Source organism: Streptosporangium sp. NPDC051022, assembly GCF_040683035.1.
Taxonomy (GTDB): domain Bacteria; phylum Actinomycetota; class Actinomycetes; order Streptosporangiales; family Streptosporangiaceae; genus Streptosporangium.
Window position 1 is genome coordinate 222,642 of the sequence record NZ_JBFBCF010000004.1, and the last position, 19,793, is coordinate 242,434.

The 19,793-nt window shown below is 71.0% G+C and carries 17 protein-coding genes and 1 riboswitch; of the genes, 13 read left to right on the forward strand and 4 right to left on the reverse strand.

The features are described 5' to 3' along the window. Positions 1 to 115 precede the first annotated feature (115 nt). Genes AB0N02_RS10240 through AB0N02_RS10250 form a run of 3 tightly spaced genes read left to right on the forward strand, consistent with a single transcriptional unit; the run spans position 116 to position 4,431 of the window. Entirely contained in the window at positions 116 to 2,173 is a 2,058-nt protein-coding gene (locus AB0N02_RS10240) for an N-acetylneuraminate synthase family protein (RefSeq protein ID WP_363944594.1), read from the forward strand. 45 nt (positions 2,174 to 2,218) lie between these two features. Beyond that, positions 2,219 to 3,148, forward strand: a complete 930-nt coding sequence (locus tag AB0N02_RS10245; protein WP_363944595.1) for a glycosyltransferase family 2 protein — start codon at positions 2,219 to 2,221, stop codon at positions 3,146 to 3,148. After that, positions 3,145 to 4,431 carry a polysialyltransferase family glycosyltransferase gene (locus AB0N02_RS10250; RefSeq protein ID WP_363944597.1) on the forward strand — a complete coding sequence of 429 codons (1,287 nt, stop codon included), beginning with the start codon at positions 3,145 to 3,147 and terminating at the stop codon, positions 4,429 to 4,431. Before AB0N02_RS10245 ends, AB0N02_RS10250 begins: the two co-directional genes overlap by 4 nt. 110 nt (positions 4,432 to 4,541) lie before the next feature. Here the strand turns inward: AB0N02_RS10250 and AB0N02_RS10255 are convergent, their stop codons facing one another. Next, positions 4,542 to 5,726: a DUF6716 putative glycosyltransferase gene (locus tag AB0N02_RS10255; protein WP_363944599.1), complete on the reverse strand. Its 1,185-nt coding sequence runs from the start codon at positions 5,724 to 5,726 to the stop codon at positions 4,542 to 4,544. 11 nt (positions 5,727 to 5,737) lie between these two features. Then, positions 5,738 to 6,775 (reverse strand): hypothetical protein, encoded by a 1,038-nt coding sequence (locus tag AB0N02_RS10260; protein ID WP_363944600.1) that lies wholly within the window; start codon positions 6,773 to 6,775, stop codon positions 5,738 to 5,740. A 151-nt stretch (positions 6,776 to 6,926) separates the two neighbouring features. On the opposite strand from AB0N02_RS10260, the gene AB0N02_RS10265 reads away from it, so the two are divergent. From AB0N02_RS10265 to AB0N02_RS10300, 8 genes are all read left to right on the forward strand, one after another. Continuing rightward, a complete protein-coding gene (locus tag AB0N02_RS10265) occupies positions 6,927 to 7,067 on the forward strand; it encodes a hypothetical protein (protein WP_363944601.1) in 141 nt (46 codons plus the stop codon). Between the two features lie 366 nt (positions 7,068 to 7,433). Beyond that, a riboswitch (cyclic di-AMP (ydaO/yuaA leader) is annotated at positions 7,434 to 7,593 on the forward strand. A gap of 16 nt (positions 7,594 to 7,609) precedes the next feature. Next, positions 7,610 to 8,329 carry a CHAP domain-containing protein gene (locus AB0N02_RS10270; RefSeq protein WP_363944602.1) on the forward strand — a complete coding sequence of 240 codons (720 nt, stop codon included), beginning with the start codon at positions 7,610 to 7,612 and terminating at the stop codon, positions 8,327 to 8,329. Between the two features lie 350 nt (positions 8,330 to 8,679). Beyond that, positions 8,680 to 10,032, forward strand: a complete 1,353-nt coding sequence (locus tag AB0N02_RS10275) for an ABC transporter substrate-binding protein (RefSeq protein ID WP_363944603.1) — start codon at positions 8,680 to 8,682, stop codon at positions 10,030 to 10,032. A gap of 77 nt (positions 10,033 to 10,109) precedes the next feature. Further along, positions 10,110 to 11,099 carry a sugar ABC transporter permease gene (locus AB0N02_RS10280; protein ID WP_363944605.1) on the forward strand — a complete coding sequence of 330 codons (990 nt, stop codon included), beginning with the start codon at positions 10,110 to 10,112 and terminating at the stop codon, positions 11,097 to 11,099. Next, complete coding sequence (locus AB0N02_RS10285; protein ID WP_363944607.1) at positions 11,096 to 11,971, forward strand: carbohydrate ABC transporter permease; 876 nt, start codon at positions 11,096 to 11,098, stop codon at positions 11,969 to 11,971. The genes AB0N02_RS10280 and AB0N02_RS10285 overlap by 4 nt, the downstream gene beginning before the upstream one ends. After that, on the forward strand, positions 11,968 to 13,392 hold the full coding sequence (locus tag AB0N02_RS10290) for a GH1 family beta-glucosidase (RefSeq protein WP_363944609.1): 1,425 nt from the start codon (positions 11,968 to 11,970) through the stop codon (positions 13,390 to 13,392). Before AB0N02_RS10285 ends, AB0N02_RS10290 begins: the two co-directional genes overlap by 4 nt. A 31-nt stretch (positions 13,393 to 13,423) precedes the next feature. Beyond that, positions 13,424 to 14,431: a LacI family DNA-binding transcriptional regulator gene (locus tag AB0N02_RS10295; protein ID WP_363944611.1), complete on the forward strand. Its 1,008-nt coding sequence runs from the start codon at positions 13,424 to 13,426 to the stop codon at positions 14,429 to 14,431. A gap of 144 nt (positions 14,432 to 14,575) precedes the next feature. Continuing rightward, positions 14,576 to 15,472 carry an aldose 1-epimerase family protein gene (locus AB0N02_RS10300; RefSeq protein WP_363944612.1) on the forward strand — a complete coding sequence of 299 codons (897 nt, stop codon included), beginning with the start codon at positions 14,576 to 14,578 and terminating at the stop codon, positions 15,470 to 15,472. Between the two features lie 104 nt (positions 15,473 to 15,576). On the opposite strand, the gene AB0N02_RS10305 is transcribed toward AB0N02_RS10300, so the two are convergent. Both AB0N02_RS10305 and sigK read right to left on the reverse strand, forming a co-directional pair. After that, positions 15,577 to 16,446: an anti-sigma factor gene (locus tag AB0N02_RS10305; protein ID WP_363944613.1), complete on the reverse strand. Its 870-nt coding sequence runs from the start codon at positions 16,444 to 16,446 to the stop codon at positions 15,577 to 15,579. Further along, positions 16,443 to 17,000 carry an ECF RNA polymerase sigma factor SigK gene (gene sigK, locus AB0N02_RS10310; protein ID WP_363944893.1) on the reverse strand — a complete coding sequence of 186 codons (558 nt, stop codon included), beginning with the start codon at positions 16,998 to 17,000 and terminating at the stop codon, positions 16,443 to 16,445. Before sigK ends, AB0N02_RS10305 begins: the two co-directional genes overlap by 4 nt. 126 nt (positions 17,001 to 17,126) lie before the next feature. Between sigK and AB0N02_RS10315 the strand changes: the two genes are divergently transcribed. Next, positions 17,127 to 18,329 carry an FAD-dependent oxidoreductase gene (locus tag AB0N02_RS10315; protein ID WP_363944615.1) on the forward strand — a complete coding sequence of 401 codons (1,203 nt, stop codon included), beginning with the start codon at positions 17,127 to 17,129 and terminating at the stop codon, positions 18,327 to 18,329. Between the two features lie 73 nt (positions 18,330 to 18,402). Further along, on the forward strand, positions 18,403 to 19,776 hold the full coding sequence (locus tag AB0N02_RS10320) for a class II 3-deoxy-7-phosphoheptulonate synthase (RefSeq protein ID WP_363944616.1): 1,374 nt from the start codon (positions 18,403 to 18,405) through the stop codon (positions 19,774 to 19,776). The last annotated feature ends 17 nt before the right edge of the window (positions 19,777 to 19,793 follow it).

Here is a 19,793-nt window from a genome sequence, read left to right on the forward strand (position 1 = left end):
TAAGACGGCCGACTTTGGACGTTCAACTCAGTCACCCCTATCCGGTCACCCCCGTGGCTAGCGTTCTAAAACGCCCCAGCTCAGGGGCATTTGCCGCATGTCACGAGGAGCCACCTTGCGAGTCCTGGCCGTTGTCCCTGCCCGTGGAGGTTCGGCGGGCGTCCCGCTGAAGAACCTGGCCGCGGTGGGCGGCATCCCCCTGGTCGCCCGTGCGGTGAAGGCCTGCCTGCGGGCCGAGCTGATCGACGAGGTGGTGGTCAGCACCGACCACGCGGGGATCGCCGAAGCGGCTCGCGACGCCGGGGCGACCGTCATCGAGCGGCCCGAGGAACTCAGCGGCGCGAAGGCCTCCAGCGAGTCGGCCGTGCTGCACGTGCTCGACCACCTGTCCGACATCCCCGACGTGGTCCTCCTGGTGCAGTGCACCAGCGCCTTCATCGACCCGTCCGATCTGGACAGCGCGATCGTCAAGGTCCTCGACGGCACCGCCGACGTGGTGTTCTCCGGGCTGGAGACCCACGAGTTCCTCTGGAGCGCCGCCGGGACGGGCATCAACCACGACCCGGCCTCCCGGCCGCGCCGCCAGGACCGCGAGGCCGACTTCCGCGAGACCGGCGCGTTCTACGTGATGCGCACCGAGGGCCTGCGCGAGCACGGTCACCGCTTCTTCGGCGCCGTCGCCGTCCAGCCGGTCCCGTCGCGGCACGCCATCGAGGTCGACACCCCCGAGGACCTGGAGATCGTCAGGGCGCTGGCGCCGTTCGTGGACCGGCCGGAGCCGATCGACGTGGACGCGGTGATCACCGACTTCGACGGCGTGCACACCGACGACCGCGCCTACGTCGACCAGGAGGGCCGCGAGACGGTCGCGGTCAGCCGCTCGGACGGCATGGGCATCTCGCTGCTGCGCCGGTCCGGCGTCAAGCTGATGATCATGTCCACCGAGCACAACCCCGTGGTCGCCGCCCGCGCCCGCAAGCTCGGGGTGCCGGTCCTGCAGGGCCTGACCGACAAGCGGACCGTGCTGCGCGACTGGCTCGCCATCGAGGGAATCGACCCGGCCCGCGTCGCCTACGTCGGCAACGACGTCAACGACCTCGGCCCCATGGGCGAGGTCGGCTGGCCCGTCGCGGTTCCCGACGCCCACCCCAAGGTGCGCGCCGTCGCCAGGACCGTGCTGACCAGGCCCGGCGGGGCGGGGGCCGTACGCGAGCTGTGCGACAGGGTCCTCGCGGCCCGTCCGGTGACCGAGACCGTGTCCGTGGCCGCCCCCAGGACCGAGCTGCGGCTCACCCCGGTCGCCAAGCCGGTCCAGATCGGCGACGCGCTGATCGGCGCGGGCCAGCCGGTCTACGTGATCGGTGAGATCGGCATCAACCACAACGGCGACCTGGACATCGCCCGCAGGCTCATCGACGTGGCCGCCGACGCGGGCTGCCAGGCGGTCAAGTTCCAGAAGCGCACGCCGGAGATCTGCGTGCCGCTGGAGCAGCGCGACCAGATCCGCCAGACGCCGTGGGGCGAGATGACCTACATGGAGTACAAGATCCGGACCGAGTTCGGCCTGGACGAGTACACCGAGATCGCCAAGTACTGCCAGGAGCGGGGCCTGCACTGGTTCGCCTCGCCCTGGGACGTGCCGTCGGTCGACTTCCTCGAGGCCATGGACGTGGTCACGCACAAGGTCGCCTCGGCCAGCGTGACCGACCTGGAGCTGCTGCGCGCCCTGGCCTCGACCGGCAAGCCGATCATCCTGTCGACCGGCATGTCCACGCTGGAGGAGATCGACCGCGCGGTGGAGATCCTCGGCACCTCCAGGCTGGTGCTGATGCACGCCACCTCCACCTACCCGCTCCCGCCCGAGGAGGCCAACCTCCGCACGATCGTCACCCTCCAGGAGCGGTACGGCGTGCCGGTCGGCTACTCCGGCCACGAGCGCGGCCTGCAGATCTCGCTGGCCGCGGTGACCCTGGGCGCGGTGACCGTGGAGCGTCACATCACACTGGACCGCACCATGTGGGGCTCCGACCACGCCGCCTCGCTGGAGCCCGCCGGGCTGGAGCACCTGGTCCGCGACATCCGCATCATCGAGACCGCTCTCGGCGACGGCGTCAAGCGGGTCTTCCCGGGCGAGGAGGCGCCGAAGTCCCGGCTGCGCCGCGTCACCGTATAGACGACGCCGCCGTCCACGACCACATCCGAACAGGGAAAGAGAAAGTTGATCAAACTGTCCGTCGTCGTCCCGGTCAGGGACGCCGAACTCTACATCTCCGACGCGCTCACCTCGCTGACCAGGAACGCGCGCAGGGACTTCGAGTTCATCGTGGTGGACGACGGATCGACGGACGCGACGGGGCAGATCATCGAGGACTTCCGCGGTGACCTGCCCGGTCTCGTCGTGCTGCGGAACGAGACGGCGGTCGGGCTGGCCGACGCCCGCAACCTCGGGACCTCGCTGGCCTCCGGCCGCTACCTGACGTTCATGGACGGTGACGACTGGCTGGCCCCCGGCTATCTCGGCGAGCTGGTCGAGGCGATCGAGCGGCTCGGCTGCGACTTCGTCCGGGTGGACCACATCCAGGTCGAGGGCCGCAAGCGGGTGATCCACCGGGCGCCGCTGGCCGTCCGCGAGACGGTGCTGAAGCCGCGCGACCACATCCTGCCCGCCGACGTGAAGACGATGGTCGACTACCCCTACGCCTGGGCCGGGATCTACCGCCGTGACCTGGGCGAGCTGCTGACCTTCCCCGGGCACCTGCACACCGCGGAGGACCGGCCGTGGATCTGGCGGCTGCACCGGCAGGCGGGCTCGTTCGCGGTGGTCTCGCTGGCGGGGCTGTTCTACCGGAGGATGGTCTCGGGCTCGCTGACCCAGATCGGCGACGCCAGGCAGCTGCACTTCTTCGACGCCTTCGACCTGGTCCTCGCGGACCTGGAGGAGGAGTTCACCCCCAAGGCGGTGCGCACCTTCTGCGCCCTCCTCGCCCATCACCTGGAGCTGGGCGACCGCTTCTCCCCAGAGTTGCGCGCCCGTTTCGAGAAACGCGGCGCCGACGCCCTCCGGCGGCTGCCCCCCGGCCTGCTCACCGCGGGCCGTCTGGAACCGGAACGCGACCAGATCCTGCAGAGGCTGTTGGAGGTCCGATGACACAGCTGTTCTACGCCTCGACCCTGTTCGGCGCGATGACGCTGGGAGCGGCGATCGACGACGGCCGGTTCGGGCCGCGCCGGGGACGCCGCATGCTGCTGGTCTCCAACAACGCGGCCATCCCGGAGATCACGCCGTCGCTGGACCAGGCCCCCGGCTTCGCCGCGCTGCGCTCGCACTTCGACGAGGTGTGGTCGTGGAACGACATCGTGGCCCCGCTGCACCCGTCCGACTGGAAGGCCCGGATCATCGAGGTCCCGATGCTGGGCCGGCTCCTGCGCTCCCACCTCTCCCTCCAGGAGGGGCCACAGGAGCTGATCCTGGAGTCCATCGCGGTACCGCCCGCCAGGACCATCGCCGGTCTGGTCAAGGACTGCCCGATCACGGTGTACTCCGACGGCCTGATGAGCTACGGACCGACCCGCGACCCGCTCCCCCAGGAGATCTCGGGGCGGATCACCCGCCTGCTCCACCTGGACCTGGTGCCCGGCCTGACGCCGCTGCTGCTGTCGGAGTACGGCGTGCCCGCCGAGACCCTCCCCGACCGGGCGTTCGTCGACGTGATCGCGCAGACCGAGAGGCTCACGCGGAGCACCGAGGGGCTTCCCCCCGGCCAGCCCATGATCCTCGGCCAGTACCTGTCCGCGCTCGACATCGTCACCCCCGAGGAGGAGGCCGGGCTCCACGCCGACATGTTGCGGGGCCTGGCCGCCCGGGGGTTCCGCGGCGTGCTGTTCAAACCCCACCCGGCGAGCGGGCGCGGGCACGCCCGGCAGCTGCGGGAGACGGCCGGGGAGCTGGGCGTGACGCTGACCGTCGTGGGAGAGACGGTTCCCGCGGAGTCGTGTTTCGCGGCGCTCCGGCCCGAGCTGGTCGTCGGATGCTTCTCCACCGCGTTGATCACCGCGAGGCGGTACTTCGGCCTGCCGGTGGCGACGGTGGGGAGCGGGACGGTCCTGGAGCGGCTGACGCCGTACGAGAACAGCAACCGGATCCCGGTCACGATCACCGACGCCCTGCTCCCGCGCCTGTCACCGGACGGATCGATCGAGGAGCCGCCGCGGGCGGACCTCCAGGCGCTGGTCGGCGCCGTCGGCTACTGCATGCAGAGCGGCTCCCACCCGGCTCTGCGCGAGCGGGCCGCGGCCTACCTGGACGCCCACGGCCCGGCCCGCTACTTCAAGCGGCAGCGTCTGGCCGCCCTCGAACTGATCTCCTCGTCCTCCCCGGAGGCCGGCACCCTGGGCAAGATCCGCCGCCGCCTCTCCAGGGCGCTCTCCTAGCCCTCCAGGTCCGCGGACAACCCTCCAGGTCCGCGGACAACCCTCCAGGTCCGCGGGCGACCGCGCCCCCTCGCGAGACCCACGTCGCGAGGGGGTTGCCGTTCCGGCGGCTACGTCGCCGTGAGCAGACGGCGTAGCCGCCGCTTGGCCCGGTAGCCGACGCGCAGCACGTTGGGCGGCACCTCGACGCGCAGGCGGGCGCGGCGCCGGGCCGCGGCGTACTGCGGGCCGTCGAGCAGGGACTTGGCGGGGACCAGGCGTCCGGAGCGGGCCTGGCCGACCAGGGCGACCATCCTGGAGACCCAGTCGCTGTCGCTTTCCGGGTGGAAGTAGTTCGCCCGGCACCAGTCCTCGTCCGGCGTCAGGAAACGGCCTTCGGACAGGTCGTCCAGGGTGCCGAGCAGGCCGCTGCCCTCGAAGACCAGGTTGATCATCTCGGCGCTGACGCCGAAGTCGGACAGCACCAGCTGGGGTACCGACTGGGCGATGGCCTCCAGCGCGGCGGTCGAGCTGACGGTGACGAATCCGGCGGCGTGGGCCAGGTGCTCGTGCATCGGGCCGACCGCGAAACGCACCGCGCCGGGGCGGACCTGCCCGCCGTCGGCCAGGGACTGCCACAGCCGCTGGTAGTGGTGGCGTTCGTTGTGGGTCTGGCGTTCGTTGTCCAGCGCGCGGAGCTTGACCACCACGTCCAGGTCGGGGCGGCGCTCGGCCAGCGTGGCGAGGGCGAGCAGGATCCGCTCGCGATCCTCCCTGCGCTTGGGCACCTTGGCCTGGGTGGCGAACACCACGCGGTTGCGCGGCCCCGTGACGGGGACCTCCGCGCCGTTGTGGAGGAAGGGCAGCCGGGTGAGGCCGATGACTCCGCCGCCGCCCAGCCGCTCGGCCACCGCCGAGAACTCCTCGACCTCACGCCCGCTGTGCAGGACGAACAGGTCGCATCCGCTGCGGAAGAGCCACGCCTTCTCGGTCGCCGGGATGGAGATGCCCGGCAGGCCCGACACGAAGACCGGCCTCGGCTCGAGTCCCGTCAGCACCTCGCCGACCAGCACGTCCACCACGGGCCCGGTGCAGGCGGCCAGCACCACGTCGGGCCTGAAGCGCTCCGCGGTCCGGCGCAGGGCCCGGGCGGACAGCACGGGCGGATCGGCGGCCGCGCCGGCCACGGCCGCGTGGATCTGGGCCGGGGAGGGCGTGATGGGGGTGCGGACCACCGTCAGCTCCGCCGTACAGCCGGAGGGCAGGCCCTCCAGCAGGTAGGCGGCCCACTTCAGGTAGGAATCCGAGTCGGCCACGGCCAGGACCTTCAACCTGTGACTCCAGTGTCGTGATGGGCGAACATCGAAAGGTGGGAACGGAGGGCGGGCGCCGCCTGGGCGGTCCACCACTCGTCGGGGACGTCCACGGTCTCCACGACGACGCCGCGGGCCGACAGCAGGACGCGCAGCGAGGTCACCGCGGTCGACGGCAGGCTCAGCACGCGCTGCTGCGCGCCCAGGCCCCGCAGGGTCATCTCGGCGGGGGCCCCGCCGTCGTAGACGGTGATCCCGGGCTGTTCCCCGACCCGGGCGAGGTCGTGGGGGTCCTCCCGGCGGTGCGGGAAGTAGGCCACCGGCCCGGCGGAGCCGAGTCCGGCCAGCCAGGTGAAGTAGCGGTCACGGTGGATGAGGCCGTTGCGGACCAGTGAGGTGCCGAGGACGACGGTGCGTTCCTCGGGACCCGGCTTGCGCATGGGCTGCGAGCGGAGCCAGCCGAAGTCGTGGGTGACCAGCTCGGCCCCCCTGTCGCGTACGGCCTGCGCCAGCTCGGCGGGGACCGGCAGCGCCGTGAAGATCGACAACCGGCCCGACCTCGCCGCGGCCCGCAGCCGCAGGCCGGCGGCGGCGCCGAGGGCGGTCCGGAGGAGGCCCGGAGTGGCCCTGGCACGCAGCAGGGGCGTCCAGGGGCGCCCGGTGAGCAGTTCCAGCAGCCTGATCGTGGCCAGCCCGTCGTCGACGATCACGATCCGTCCCGGGAGGGCGGTGAGCAGGGCGGCCTGGACCTTGCCGGAGAAGGCGTCGCCGACCGCCCAGCCGGCGCCCCGGCGGGGTCTGGGCATCTCGGGCTCCGGCGTGGTCACCTCGAGGCCGGCGGGCAGGCCGAGCCGGATGACCTCACGACGGGTGACGACCAGCGGGCGAAGCTTGGCCCGGGGCACCACCCGGGCGTGGGCGCCGAGCAGCCCGGCATGGTATGCCTCCACGGCGCAGAGCATCTGCAGCGGGGACTCCACCCATGCGACGGCCGAACCCTGCTCCCGCGCGTGGTCTCGACCGTCCTCCACGCCGGGCGATGACCCGTTCACGACTGCCTCACCGTAACCGGGATGTCTTACACGCCCGGGAACTCCGGGTGAACACCCGAATACACGCACTTGCGCGGTCGACTCTCGCCGATCCACGACGGCGTGCGAGACCGTTTCGCACACCACCCCCTCCCTCGGAGGAACCCAGGTCATGCGGACCGCCGACACCATCCCCGACCTCACCGGTTCCACCACGATGGTCACCGGCGCCGACAACGGGATCGGGCCGCCGACCGTCCTGCGCCCGGCCGGAGCCGGAATCCCGACCCCGCGGGACACCGACCGCGGGTAAAGGACGATCACTTTTACCCGGCGGAGAGCCGGGTCAGCCAAAAGATCTACGTTTACCTTGGGGCGGATCATCCGGGACGACGGTAACCACCCGTCCCGTTTCTGGTTGACCGCATGAAAAGCCCTGTGTCATAGGGATTTTCGGCGTCGAATCAAAGATCGGCGCGGGCGCGGGATCGGCACGGCCCGGCTGATCGTCCCGCTCGTTTCACACCTATTCCCAAGCCATGGCAATGTGTCGGACTTGTAATCGTCTGTCCGGTTCACGTACGTTCAACGAATTCGTGGTGAGCACCTAGACCTTCGCAGGTCAGCCCATTACGAGCACATTGCCCGACCGTGTTCGCCAGGCGGATCTTCCGCCCGATGAACACGGCCGCCGAATCCAGGAGCCTCACGGGAAAGCCCGCGAGTCTCAGGGAACCGGGGAACCACTTTTTTGGGGTGAATCAGCGCGATCACGCGCCGTAGGGCACTTCCCAGCCCGAACCCGTCAGCTAACCCGGTAGGCGGCATGGAAGCGAAGCAAGGAGTTAGTCTCTTATGGCCAAGCACCGCCTTACCACCACCCCCAAGACGCACTACCTGGCCCGAATCATCCTGGGAACTTCCATCGCCCTCGCGGGCGGAATCGTCGCGGGACCCGCAGCCCTGGCGGACGCCCCGGCCCACGGCCCCATCAGCGCCCCTCCCGCGGAGAGCGCCAACACCGCCCAGAACGTCAGTGTCGTCAAGACCGCCGCCGAGGCGAAGGCCGAGAAGCAGCCCAGGGTCACCGCACAGCAGGTCCTGGACCTCGCCTCGCAGCAGATCGGCATCAGCGAGAACGCCCAGGGCGGCGGGACCAAGTTCCAGTCCTGGTACATGTCCACCGAGCGCGCCAAGGAGACCACCGCCCGCGACGGCGGCCGCATCCGGGACTACGCCAACGCCCCCTGGTGCGCGATGTTCGTCTCCTGGGTCGGCGAGCACGCCGGCATCCGTCCCACCATGGGCTGGGACGCCTACACCGTCACCCACGCCAAGTGGTTCAAGGAGAACGGCCACTGGGGCACCACTCCCAAGCCCGGCGCGGTCGTCTACTTCGACTGGCAGCGCGGCAAGGACCTCGACGGGATCGACCACGTCGGCTTCCTGAAGAAGGACAACGGCGACGGCACGATCACCACGATCGAGGGCAACACCGGCAACGGCAAGGTCGAGCAGCGCGTCCGCCCGACCTCCCAGGTCGTCGGCTACGGCTACCCGGCCTACAGCGAGTGACCACCGCTCGCCGTACCGGCTGACCCCCGCATCCGGAAAAGGGGCACGACTCATCCGAGCCGTGCCCCTTTCGGCGTTCCGGTCGCCTGTTGCGCCTCATGTTATGGGAGCGCTCCCAAAGGTTCCCATGCCCCTTTTGTCGCTTATATGCTGCTACATCCCCCGGCGCGCCACAGGATATAACGGTTGAGTTTCGGCGTATTGACGTTTCGGTTGCCCGTCGTCCACTCTTCGTGGGAGCGCTCCCAAAACATTGAGGAACCACCCCGTCGCGGGGTCGCGGTCGTCGGGGACCCGCGCCGCGGCGGCACCTCCCACCGATTCGGGCGACCACCTGAGAGGGGTCCGGAATGTTGAACAAGAGGCGGCACGGCAGGCTCGCCGCGGTCACGGTGGTGGCGGCCACCGCACTGGCCGTGGCCTCGTGCAGTTCGGGCGGTTCGGGCGAATCCGCCGCCCCCGCGCCGAGCGGCTCCGCCGCGGCCGAGCCGGTGACCGTCACCGTGCACACCTTCGGCGGCGGCGAGAACTTCGGCTACGACAAGGCCGTCGAGACGTGGAACGCCGCGCATCCGAACATCCAGGTCAAGTACCAGAACCTGACCGACCGCTTCGAGGACGTCTACCTACCCCAGCTGCTCCAGCGCCTGCAGGCGGGCAGCGGCGCCGCCGACATCATCGCCCTGGACGAGGGCGCGATGGGACTGATGAAGGCCAGGCCGCAGTTCTTCACCGACCTCGGCGAGTACGGCCTCAACGACCGCAAGGCCGACTTCCCCGCGGCCAAGTGGGACAACGGCGTCAACGCCGAGGGCAAGCTGTTCGCCCTCGGCACCGACATCGGCGGCATGACCATGTGCTACCGGACGGACCTGTTCAAGAAGGCGGGCCTGCCGACGGACCGCGAGGAGGTCGGCAAGCTCTGGCCCGACTGGAACGCCTTCATGGAGGTCGGCAAGAAGTTCCAGGCCGCCAACCCCGGCAAGGACGACCCCAGGTTCCTCGACGGCCCGAACACGCTCTACAACGTGATCCTGTCGCAGGAGGCGCCGAAGAACGGCAACGTCTCCTACTTCGACAAGAACAACCAGCTCATCATCGAGAGCAACCCGGCCGTCAAGACCGCCTTCGACACGGTCAGGAGCTTCAGCGAGGCGGGCATGACCGCCAAGCTGGGCTCCTTCACCCCGCCGTGGAACGCCGCCATCAAGAAGGGCGGGTTCGCCACGATGGGGTGCCCCGCCTGGATGCTGGGCGTGGTCTCCGGCGCGGCGGGCGACTCGGGCAAGGGCAAGTGGGACGTCGCGGCGGTGCCCGGCGGCGCGGGCAACTGGGGCGGCTCCTACCTGGCGGTGCCCAAGCAGAGCAAGCACCCCAAGGAGGCCGCCGAGGTGCTGAACTACCTCACCGGCAAGGAGGGCCACATCATGGCCTTCCAGGAGGCGGCGGCCTTCCCCAGCTCCATCCCGGCCCAGCAGGACCCGGCGGTCAGCGAGCTGAAGAACGCCTTCTTCAACGACGCGCCCACCGGCCAGATCTTCGGCGCCTCGGTCAAGGACCTGCTGCCCACCTTCCTCGGTGAGAAGCACGCCCAGGTGAAGACCTCGGTCGAGAAGGTCCTCGAGGGCATGGACCAGGGCTCGGTCCCCTACGACCAGGCCTGGACGAAGTTCCTCGAGACCGGCGTCAAGGCCGCGGGCTGACCCCCGGGCCCCACGTGCACCGGCCCGGCGGCGACCCCGCCGGGCCGGTCGCCCGCCCCCCGTCGAAAGGCTGTTCGATGACCCTCCACGCCGACACCCCGGCTCCCGCCCGGCCAGGCCCGCGCCGGCCCGCGGGAGACGGGGGACGGGGACGGAGCACGGGACGCCTCAGGGCCGGACTGTCCAGGTTCGACCTCCGGGCGACCCCCTATCTCCTCGTCTCCCCCTACTTCCTCCTCTTCACCGTCTTCGGCGTCTTCCCGCTCGGCTACACCCTCTGGGTCTCGCTGCACGACTGGGAGCTCGCCGGGGACAAGACCTTCATCGGGATCGGCAACTACGTCTCGCTGGTCACCGACGAGGCCTTCTGGAACGCGGTGCTAAACACACTCGGGATGTTCCTCATCTCGACGGTCCCGCAGCTCGTCCTGTCCCTGCTCCTGGCCAACGCGCTCAACAAGCGCCTGCGGGGCAGGCTCCTGTTCCGCGTCGGCGTGCTACTGCCGCTGATCACCTCCGTCGTCGCGGTCGCCGTCGTCTTCACCCAGCTCTACGGGCGCGACTACGGCATGATCAACTGGTTCCTCGGCCTCTTCGGGGTCGACGCGATCAACTGGCAGAACGAGAAGTGGTCCTCGTGGATCGCGATCTCCACGATGATCGACTGGCGCTGGACCGGCTACAACTCGATCATCCTGCTCGCCGCGATGCAGACCATTCCCAAGGACCTGTACGAGGCGGCCTCCATCGACGGAGCCAGCGCCCGGCGGCAGTTCTGGCGGATCACCATCCCGATGCTGCGCCCGACGATCGTCTTCACGGTGTTCGTCTCGACCATCGGCGGCCTGACGCTGTTCACCGAGCCGGTCATGTTCGAGGGCAACCCGACGATGAGCGGCGGCACCACCGGCCAGTACCAGACCGTGGCGATGTTCGTCGTCAAGCAGGCCTTCCGCGACTTCGACTTCGGCTACGCCGCCGCCGCGGCCTGGCTGCTGTTCGCGCTGATCCTGCTGGGCACCCTCGTCAACCACTCCCTCACCCGCCGCATCGGGGGCACCACATGACCGCGATCCGCACCCGGGGCGGCGCCCTCCCCGAGCCCGGCGGCCGCATCTGGGACGCCGGCCCGCTCACGAAGGCCGTGCTCATCCTGGCCCTCGTGCTCTCGGCCTTCCCCATCTACTACATGTTCGTCATGGCCACCCGGACGAACGAGGAGGCCATCGACGTCCCCCCGCCGCTGCTGCCCGGCGGCCACCTCGGGGAGAACGTCTCCCGGCTGCTGGCGACCGAGGACGCCTACTTCCTCACCGGCCTGGTCAACTCCGCCATCGTCTCGGTCACCGTCACCGTCTCGGTCGTGCTCATCTCCACGCTGGCGGGCTTCGCCTTCGCCAAGCTGCGTTTCCGGGGCGGCAAGGTCCTGCTCGGCCTGATCCTGGTGACGATGATGGTCCCGCTCCAGCAGATGGGCGTGGTGCCGCTGTACGAGCTCATGGTCACCCTCGGGTGGACCGGCCAGCTCAAGGCGGTGATCCTGCCCTTCCTGGTCAACGGGTTCGGGGTCTTCATGATGACCCAGTACGCCACCCAGGCGGTGCCCGACGAACTCGTCGAGGCCGCCCGCGTCGACGGCGCCTCCACCATGCGCGTCTACGCCAGCGTCATCCTGCCCGCGCTCAGGCCGGGCATGGCGGTGCTGGCCCTGCTCGTCTTCATGCAGACCTGGAACGAGTTCATGTGGCCGCTGATCGTGCTGAACCCGGACAACCCAACGGTGCAGACCTCGATCGCCGCGCTCAACCAGGCCCACGGAACCGACTACGTCATGCTGTTCACCGGCACGGCGGCCTCGGTCCTGCCCCTCTTCGTCGTTTTCATCGCGTTCGGCCGGCAGATCGTCGGCGGCATCATGGAAGGTGCGGTCAAGGCGTGACCACGCAAGAGACACGGACTCAGACTCCGGACCTGCTGTTCCCCACCGGCTTCGCCTGGGGGGCGGCCACCTCCGCCTACCAGATCGAGGGCGCCGTCTCCGAGGACGGCCGCGGCAGGTCCATCTGGGACACCTTCGTCCGGCAGCCGGGGCGGGTGCTCGACGGCGACGACGCCGACGTCGCCGTCGACCACTACCACCGCTACCGCGCCGACGTCCGGATGATGGCCGACCTCAGCCTGGGCGCCTACCGCTTCTCCGTCTCCTGGCCCCGGGTCCAGCCCGACGGCAGCGGGCGGATCAACCCCCGGGGCCTCGACTTCTACCGCCGGCTGGTCGACGAGCTGCTCGTGCGGGGCATCGAGCCGTGGGTGACGCTCTACCACTGGGACCTGCCCCAGCCACTGGAGGACGCGGGCGGCTGGCCGGCGCGGGACACGGCCGAGCGGTTCGCCGACTACGCGGCTGCCGTGCACGACGCGCTCGGCGACCGGGTCCGCAACTGGAGCACGGTCAACGAGCCCTGGTGCGCGGCGTTCCTGGGGTACGCCTCCGGTGAGCACGCCCCCGGACGGCGTGAGCCGGCGCGGGCGGTGCAGGCCGCCCACCACCTGCTGCTGGCCCACGGCCTCGCCACCGCGGCCATGCGCGCCCAGCGGCCCGGCAGCAGGATCGGCGGCTGCGTCAACCTCTACGCGGTCTCGCCGCAGACCTCCTCGGCGGCCGACCTGGACGCGGCCCGCCGCATCGACGGCCTGCAGAACCGCTTCTTCCTCGACGCGCTCCTGCGGGGCGAGTATCCGGCCGACGTCCTGGAGGACCTGGGCGAGCCCGGCGGGTTCGCCCGGGAGGGGGACATGGAGATCATCTCGGCCCCGCTGGACATGCTGCTGATCAACTACTACAGCCGTTTCACCGTCTCGGGCGTGCCGGGCGGCGCGGCGTCGGCGGCCGCGGCGCCGACCGACACCGGATCGCCCTGGGTCGGCAGCGAGCACGTCTCGTTCGCCGGTGCCGGGCTGCCCGTCACGGCCATGGGGTGGGAGATCGACGCCGGCGGGCTGTACGAGATCCTGCTGCGGCTGGCCAGGGAGTACCCCCGGGTCCCGCTGGTCGTCTCGGAGAACGGCGCGGCCTTCGACGACGTCGCCGACGCCGACGGTGTCGTGCGCGACCCCGGCCGCCGCGACTACATCGAGGCCCACCTGCGCGCCTGCCACGCCGCCATCCGGGACGGGGTGCCGCTGGAGGGCTACTTCGCCTGGTCGCTGATGGACAACTTCGAGTGGGCGTGGGGGTACGGCAAGCGCTTCGGACTGGTCCGCGTGGACTACGAGACGCAGCGCAGGACCCCCAAGGAGAGCGCCCTGTGGTACGCCGAGACGATCAGGCGTGGCGGTCTGATCGGTCCGGCAGAATAGGGCCAGAGAATCCTTCATGGGGGCGAGGAACATGAACGGCGACCGTCGTCCGACCCTTGAGGCCGTCGCGGCCCTGGCCGGCGTCGGTCGCGGCACGGTCTCGCGGGTCATCAACGGCTCGCCGAAGGTGAGCGAGAAGGCCCGCGACGCCGTGCAGCGGGCGATCAGGGAGCTGGGATACGTCCCGAACCGCGCCGCCCGCGCGCTGGTGACCCGGCGCACCGACACCGTCGCGCTGGTGGTCTCCGAGTCCGAGCTGCGGGTCTTCGACGAGCCCTACTTCGCCGGGACCATCCGCGGCATCGGCTCGGCCCTGTCGGAGACGGGCCTGCAGCTGATCCTGGCGATGGCCCAGTCGCAGCAGGACCACGAGCGCCTCGAGCACTACCTGACCGGCCAGCACGTCGACGGGGTGCTGCTGATCTCACTGCACGGCGCCGATCCGCTGCCCGGCAGGCTGGAGGCGATGGGCGTGCCGACCGTCATCGGCGGCAGGCCCGTCGGGCTCGACCCCTACAGCTACGTCGACGTGGACAACAGGGCCGGGGCCAGGCAGGCGGTGAAGTACCTCCTGGGCCGGGGCCGCCGCCGGATCGCCACCATCGCGGGCCCGCAGGACATGGGGGTCGGCGTCGACCGGCTCGCCGGCTACCGCGACGCGCTGCTCGCCACGGGCGTGCCCGAGCTCGTGGCCTACGGCGACTTCAGCGAGGAGAGCGGGGTGGCCGCCATGCGCAAGCTCCTGGCCGACAGCCCCCACCTGGACGCGGTGTTCACCGCCTCGGACCCGATGGCGCTGGGCGCGATGCGGGTGCTGCGGGAGGAGGGCAGGGGCATCCCGGACGACGTGGCGGTGGTCGGGTTCGACGACTCGCCCGCCGGGGCGCACTCCTCGCCCGCCCTGACCACCGTGCACCAGCCGACCGAGGCGATGGGCCGCCAGATGGCCCACCTCCTGGTCGCCCGCATCAACGGCGAGCGTCTGGAGCAGCCCGTGGTGATACTGGATACGCACCTGGTCGAGCGGGCCTCCGCCTGACAGCGTCCGACAGTGCCCGACAGTGCCCGACAGCGCCCGACAGGGCCGGTCCCACCCGGCCCGGCGCCGGTTCCCGTCCGGCCCGTCCGCCATGGTGGCCGTGCCCGCCCGGCCGTACGGCTCCGTCCCAACGAAAGGATCACCGTGTCCCGGCAGTTCACCCTCCGCGGCGGCGGCATGCGCGCCGAGATCAGCGAGTGGGCCGCGGCCCTGCGCGTGCTCCGGCACGGTGAGCGCGACCTGGTGACCCCCTGGCCCGCGGACGGGCCCATCCCGCACCACAGCGGCACCCTGCTCGCCCCCTGGCCCAACCGGGTCGGCGGCGCGCGTTACACCTTCGGCGGCCGGACCCACCTGCTGCCGGTGAACGAGAAGGACCGGGGCAACGCCCTGCACGGACTGGTCGCCGACGCCGCCTGGGAGGCGGTCGAGTGGCTGGCCGTGGAGGACGAGCACGGTTTCGTACGGCTGGCGCACACCCTCGCCCCCTCCCCCGGCTATCCCTTCCCCCTCGCCCTGCAGGTCCTCTACTCCCTGACCGCTGACGGCCTGACCACCACGCTGACCGTGGAGAACACCGGCGAGGAGGCCGCCCCGTACGGCTGCGCGCCACACCCGTGGCTGCTGGCCGGCGACCGGGTCGAGGACTACGAGCTGCTGGTGCCCGCGGAGCGGGTGCTGCTGACCGACGACCGGCTGCTGCCACGCTCCCTGGAGGACGTCCCGGGCACGCCCTACGACTTCCGGGCCCCGCGGACGGTGGGCGGCACGGCCCTCGACCACGCCTTCACCGGACTCGTCCCCGGGGCGGACGGGCTGGTCCGGGTGCGGGTGCGCGGCCCCGAGGGCGGGGTCGAGATGCGCTGGGACGCCGCCGCGCTGCCCTGGGTGCAGGTGTGCACCGGCACCGGCCTCGGCCACCGGGGACTGGCCGTCGAGCCGATGACCTGCCCTCCCGACGCCTTCAACTCCGGCACCGACCTGATCGTGCTCCAGCCGGGCGACCGGGTCGAGACCTCTTGGACGATCTCCCCTCTCTGAGCGGAGAGCCGTCCGGGCCACGGGCCCGTCCGCACCTCCAGGTGCCTCCGGACGCCTTCTGGAGCCTCCGGACACCGTCTGCCGCCGGGCGCGTGGGCCGCGCGTCAGACGGACGGGAGGGCGGCGACCATGATGGGGGTGGTCGTCGGCCGCTCGGAGCCGCCCGCCGGTTCGACGGTCAGGCCGACGCGCCGGTCTCCCTTCAGCGGGCTGGTCACCAGCGGCACGGTGGCGTCGCCCTGGCCCCGTTCGAGCAGTCCGGCGGGGCGGGCGCCGTCGGCGCTCATCAGCCACAGTTCGTAGACCCGGGACTCGGGCAGCGGGGGAAGTCCTCTGGCGGTGAACACCATCCGCCCCTCGGAGCGCGACACCACCATGGTGCAGGTGCCTCCCGAGGGGACGGGATACTTGACGGTCCTGGCGTCGGGGGCGGCCATCACGGCGACGACCTGCTGGAGCGAGTCGCGTTCCCGCACGGCGTCCACGGTGACGACGCCGAGGGCGACGGCGGCGGCGCTCGCGGCCGCGGCCAGGCCGATCGCGACTCGCCTGCCCCGGGACTGCGGCCTGAGTCGTGCCACGTCACCGGACGGCGGGCCGGCGCGGCGCTCCCCCGCGTCCCCGATGTCCCCCGCACCCCCTGCATACCCGGTGTCCCCTGTGTCTCCGGTGTCCCCGCCCGGGCGGCCCTCCCCCGCGGACCGGTCGCCGGGACGGCGCTCCCCCTCGGGCCGGTCGAGGAGGGGCGGCTCCTGGCGGACCTCGGCGATCCGGGCCATGACGCGGCCGCGCAGCGCGGCGGGCGGCGTCTCGGCGGCGGCCACGGCCAGCCGGGCGGCCGTCTCCGACAGCCCCCGCACCTCGACGGCGCAGGCCTCGCACCTGGCCATGTGGGCCTCGAAGAGCGCCGCGTCCCGCTCCGGCAGCGCGTGCAGCGCGTAGGCGCCCGACAGGGTGTGGAGGTCCTCGTTCATCGTTCCACCCCCATGCAGTCGCGGAGCCTGACGAGCCCGTCGCGCATCCTGGTCTTGACGGTGCCCAGCGGCACCCGGAGCAGCCCGGCCACCTCCGGATAGCTGTAACCACCGTAATAAGCGAGTGTCACAGCTTGTCGCTGCAGATCGGTCAGGCCTCCCAGGCAGCGGCGCACCCGTTCGCCCTCGAGGCGGGTGGCGACCGTCTCGGAGACCTCGTCGTAGGGGATCTCGCCCGACATGCGGGAGACCCGCTCCTCCCGGGCGGTCGAGGCCTGGGCGGACCTGACCCGGTCGACGGAACGGCGGTGGGCCATGGTCATCACCCACGCCAGGGCACTGCCCCGCGTCCTGTCGTATCTGGACGCGGTGCGCCACACCTCGACCAGGACCTCCTGCGCCACCTCCTCGGCCTGCGCCCGGTCCCGCACGACACGCCTGGCGATCCCGAAGACCGGCCCGGCCAGCAGGTCGTAGACCCGGTTGAAGGCCTGCTCCTGCCCCAGCGCCACCTGAGCCAGGAGTTCTTCGAGCCCGGGTCCTCCCCCGGGCACCGGTTCTCCGGCCGGCTCGCGTTCTGTCCTCACACCGCCTATTCGACACCGGGTGACGGCCGGATTGCCGGGAAGACTGTTCTCTTCGGGGGCGACCTGTGCCAGAATTTCACTGGGTGATGAATTATGAGTCGTAACACATGCGTGATCGCCGGGGGCGGCCCGGCGGGAGCCGTGCTCGCGCTGCTGCTGGCCAGGGCCGGCGTGCGGGTGACGCTGCTGGAGAAGCACTCCGACTTCCTGCGCGACTTCAGGGGCGACACCATCCACCCCTCGACGCTGCAGGTCCTCGACGAGATCGGCCTGGCCGAGGAGTTCCTGCGGCTGCCGCACCACAAGGCCCGCGGCATGACGATGCGGACCGACGACGGCGCGGTGCAGATCGCGGACCTGTCCAAACTCCGCGGCGAATACCCCTACATCGCGTTCGTGCCGCAGTGGGACTTCCTCAACCTGGTGACCACCGCCGCCGCGCGGTACCCCACCTTCCGCCTCGTCATGAACGCCGAGGTGCACGACGTGATCCGCGAGGACGGCGCGGTGCGCGGGGTCCGCTACCGCGACCCCGACGGCGAGCACGAGCTGCGGGCGGCGCTCACCGTGGCCGCGGACGGCCGCCACTCCGACGTACGGCGGGCCGCCGGCCTCGTCCCGGTCGAGCACGGCGCGCCGATGGACGTGGTCTGGTTCCGGCTGCCGCGCGAGCCCACCGACTCCGACGAGGTGTTCCTGCGCCTGTCCGTGGGCCGGATCATGGTGGTGATCAACAGGGAGACCTACTGGCAGCTCGCCTACGTGATCCCCAAGGGCGGTTTCGAGGCCCTGCGCTCCCGGGGCATCGAGGCGCTCCGCGAGCCGGTGGCCACGTTGCTGCCCTTCCTGAGGGAGCGCACCGGGCTGCTGACGGGCTTCGACGACGTGAGCGTGCTGTCGGTCGCCCTCAACCGGCTGCGCCGCTGGCACCGTCCCGGGCTGCTGGTCATCGGAGACGCCGCGCACGCCATGTCACCAATCTTCGGCGTCGGCATCAACCTGGCCGTGCAGGACGCGGTCGCCGCCGCCAACCTGCTGGCCGCCCCGCTGGCCGCCGGCGCCGAGATCCCCGAGTCCCTGCTCGCCAGGGTGCAGCGCCGCCGTACCCCGCCGACGGTGGTGACCCAGTTCGCCCAGCGCGTGGTGCAGAACCGGCTGATCCGCCCGACCCTCGCCGGGCGTGACGGGCCGGTACGGCTGCCGCGCGACCTGGCCCGGCTACCGGTTATCGGCGCCCTGACCCGCCGTTTCATCGGTCTCGGCGTCCTGCCCGAGCACGTCAGGAGCCCGTCCTGAGCCCCTTCCCAGGATCCGCTGGGCGTACCGGCGTCTCATTCCGAGGACAAAGAGGTTCTCAATCCGTGGACACATGGGTGGGCTCGCCCCCCCGGTTGCAATAGCCTGGTATGTCGTGAGCATCAACCTCGATTCCTGGCGGCAGCTGCCCACGGCGCAGCAGCCCGAGTGGCCCGACCGCGGCGCACTGGACAAGGTCGTCGCCGAACTGGCAGGTCTTCCTCCCCTCGTGTTCGCAGGGGAATGTGACAACCTCAAGGCCGAGCTCGCAGCGGTGACACGGGGCGAGGCCTTCGTGCTGCAGGGCGGTGACTGCGCGGAGACCTTCTCCGGGGCCACCGCCGACGGCGTCCGCAACAAGCTGAAGACGCTGCTGCAGATGGCGATCGTGCTCACCTACGCGGCGAAAGTGCCGGTCGTGAAGATCGGCCGGATAGCCGGGCAGTTCGCCAAGCCCCGGTCCAAGGGCACGGAGGTGCGGGAGGGCGTCGAGCTGCCCGCCTACCGCGGCGACATGGTCAACGGCTTCGACTTCACCCCCGAGTCCCGCAACCCCGACCCCGGACGCCTGCTGCGCGCCTACCACTCCTCGGCCGTGACGCTGAACCTGGTCCGTGCCTTCACCAAGGGCGGCTACGCCGACCTGCGCCAGGTGCACGCCTGGAACCAGGACTTCGTGAGCGAGTCGCCCGCGGGCAAGCGCTACGAGCGGCTCGCCAGGGAGATCGACCAGGCCCTGGCGTTCATGCACGCCTGCGGGGCCGATCCGGAGGAGTTCCACAGCGTGGAGTTCTACTCCTCGCACGAGGCGCTCATCCTCGACTACGACCGGGCGCTCACCAGGATCGACTCGCGGACCGGCCGGCCGTACGACGTGTCGGCGCACATGGTCTGGATCGGCGAGCGCACCCGTCAGCTCGACAGCGCGCACGTGGAGTTCTTCTCCAAGATCAGCAACCCGATCGGCGTGAAGCTGGGCCCGACCACCACGGCCGAGGAGGCCCTGGCGCTGGTGGAGAAGCTGAACCCGGACAACGAGCCCGGCCGTCTGACGTTCATCACCCGGATGGGCGCGACGAAGATCCGCGAGCACCTGCCCTCGCTGGTGGAGAAGGTCACCGCGGACGGCGCCCAGGTCGCCTGGATCTGTGACCCGATGCACGGCAACACCTTCGAGGCCCCCAGCGGTCACAAGACCCGGCGCCTGGACGACGTGCTGGACGAGGTCGCGGGCTTCTTCGAGGTGCACCGCGCGCTGGGCACCCACCCCGGCGGCGTCCACATCGAGTTCACCGGCGACGACGTCACCGAGTGCGTGGGCGGCGGCACCGAGATCGTCGAGGACGACCTGGCGCTGCGCTACGAGACGGCCTGCGACCCGCGTCTCAACCGCAGCCAGTCGCTGGACATGGCCTTCCGGGTCGCGGAGCTGTACCGCTCGGCCTGACCCCGGCCACGCCGGAC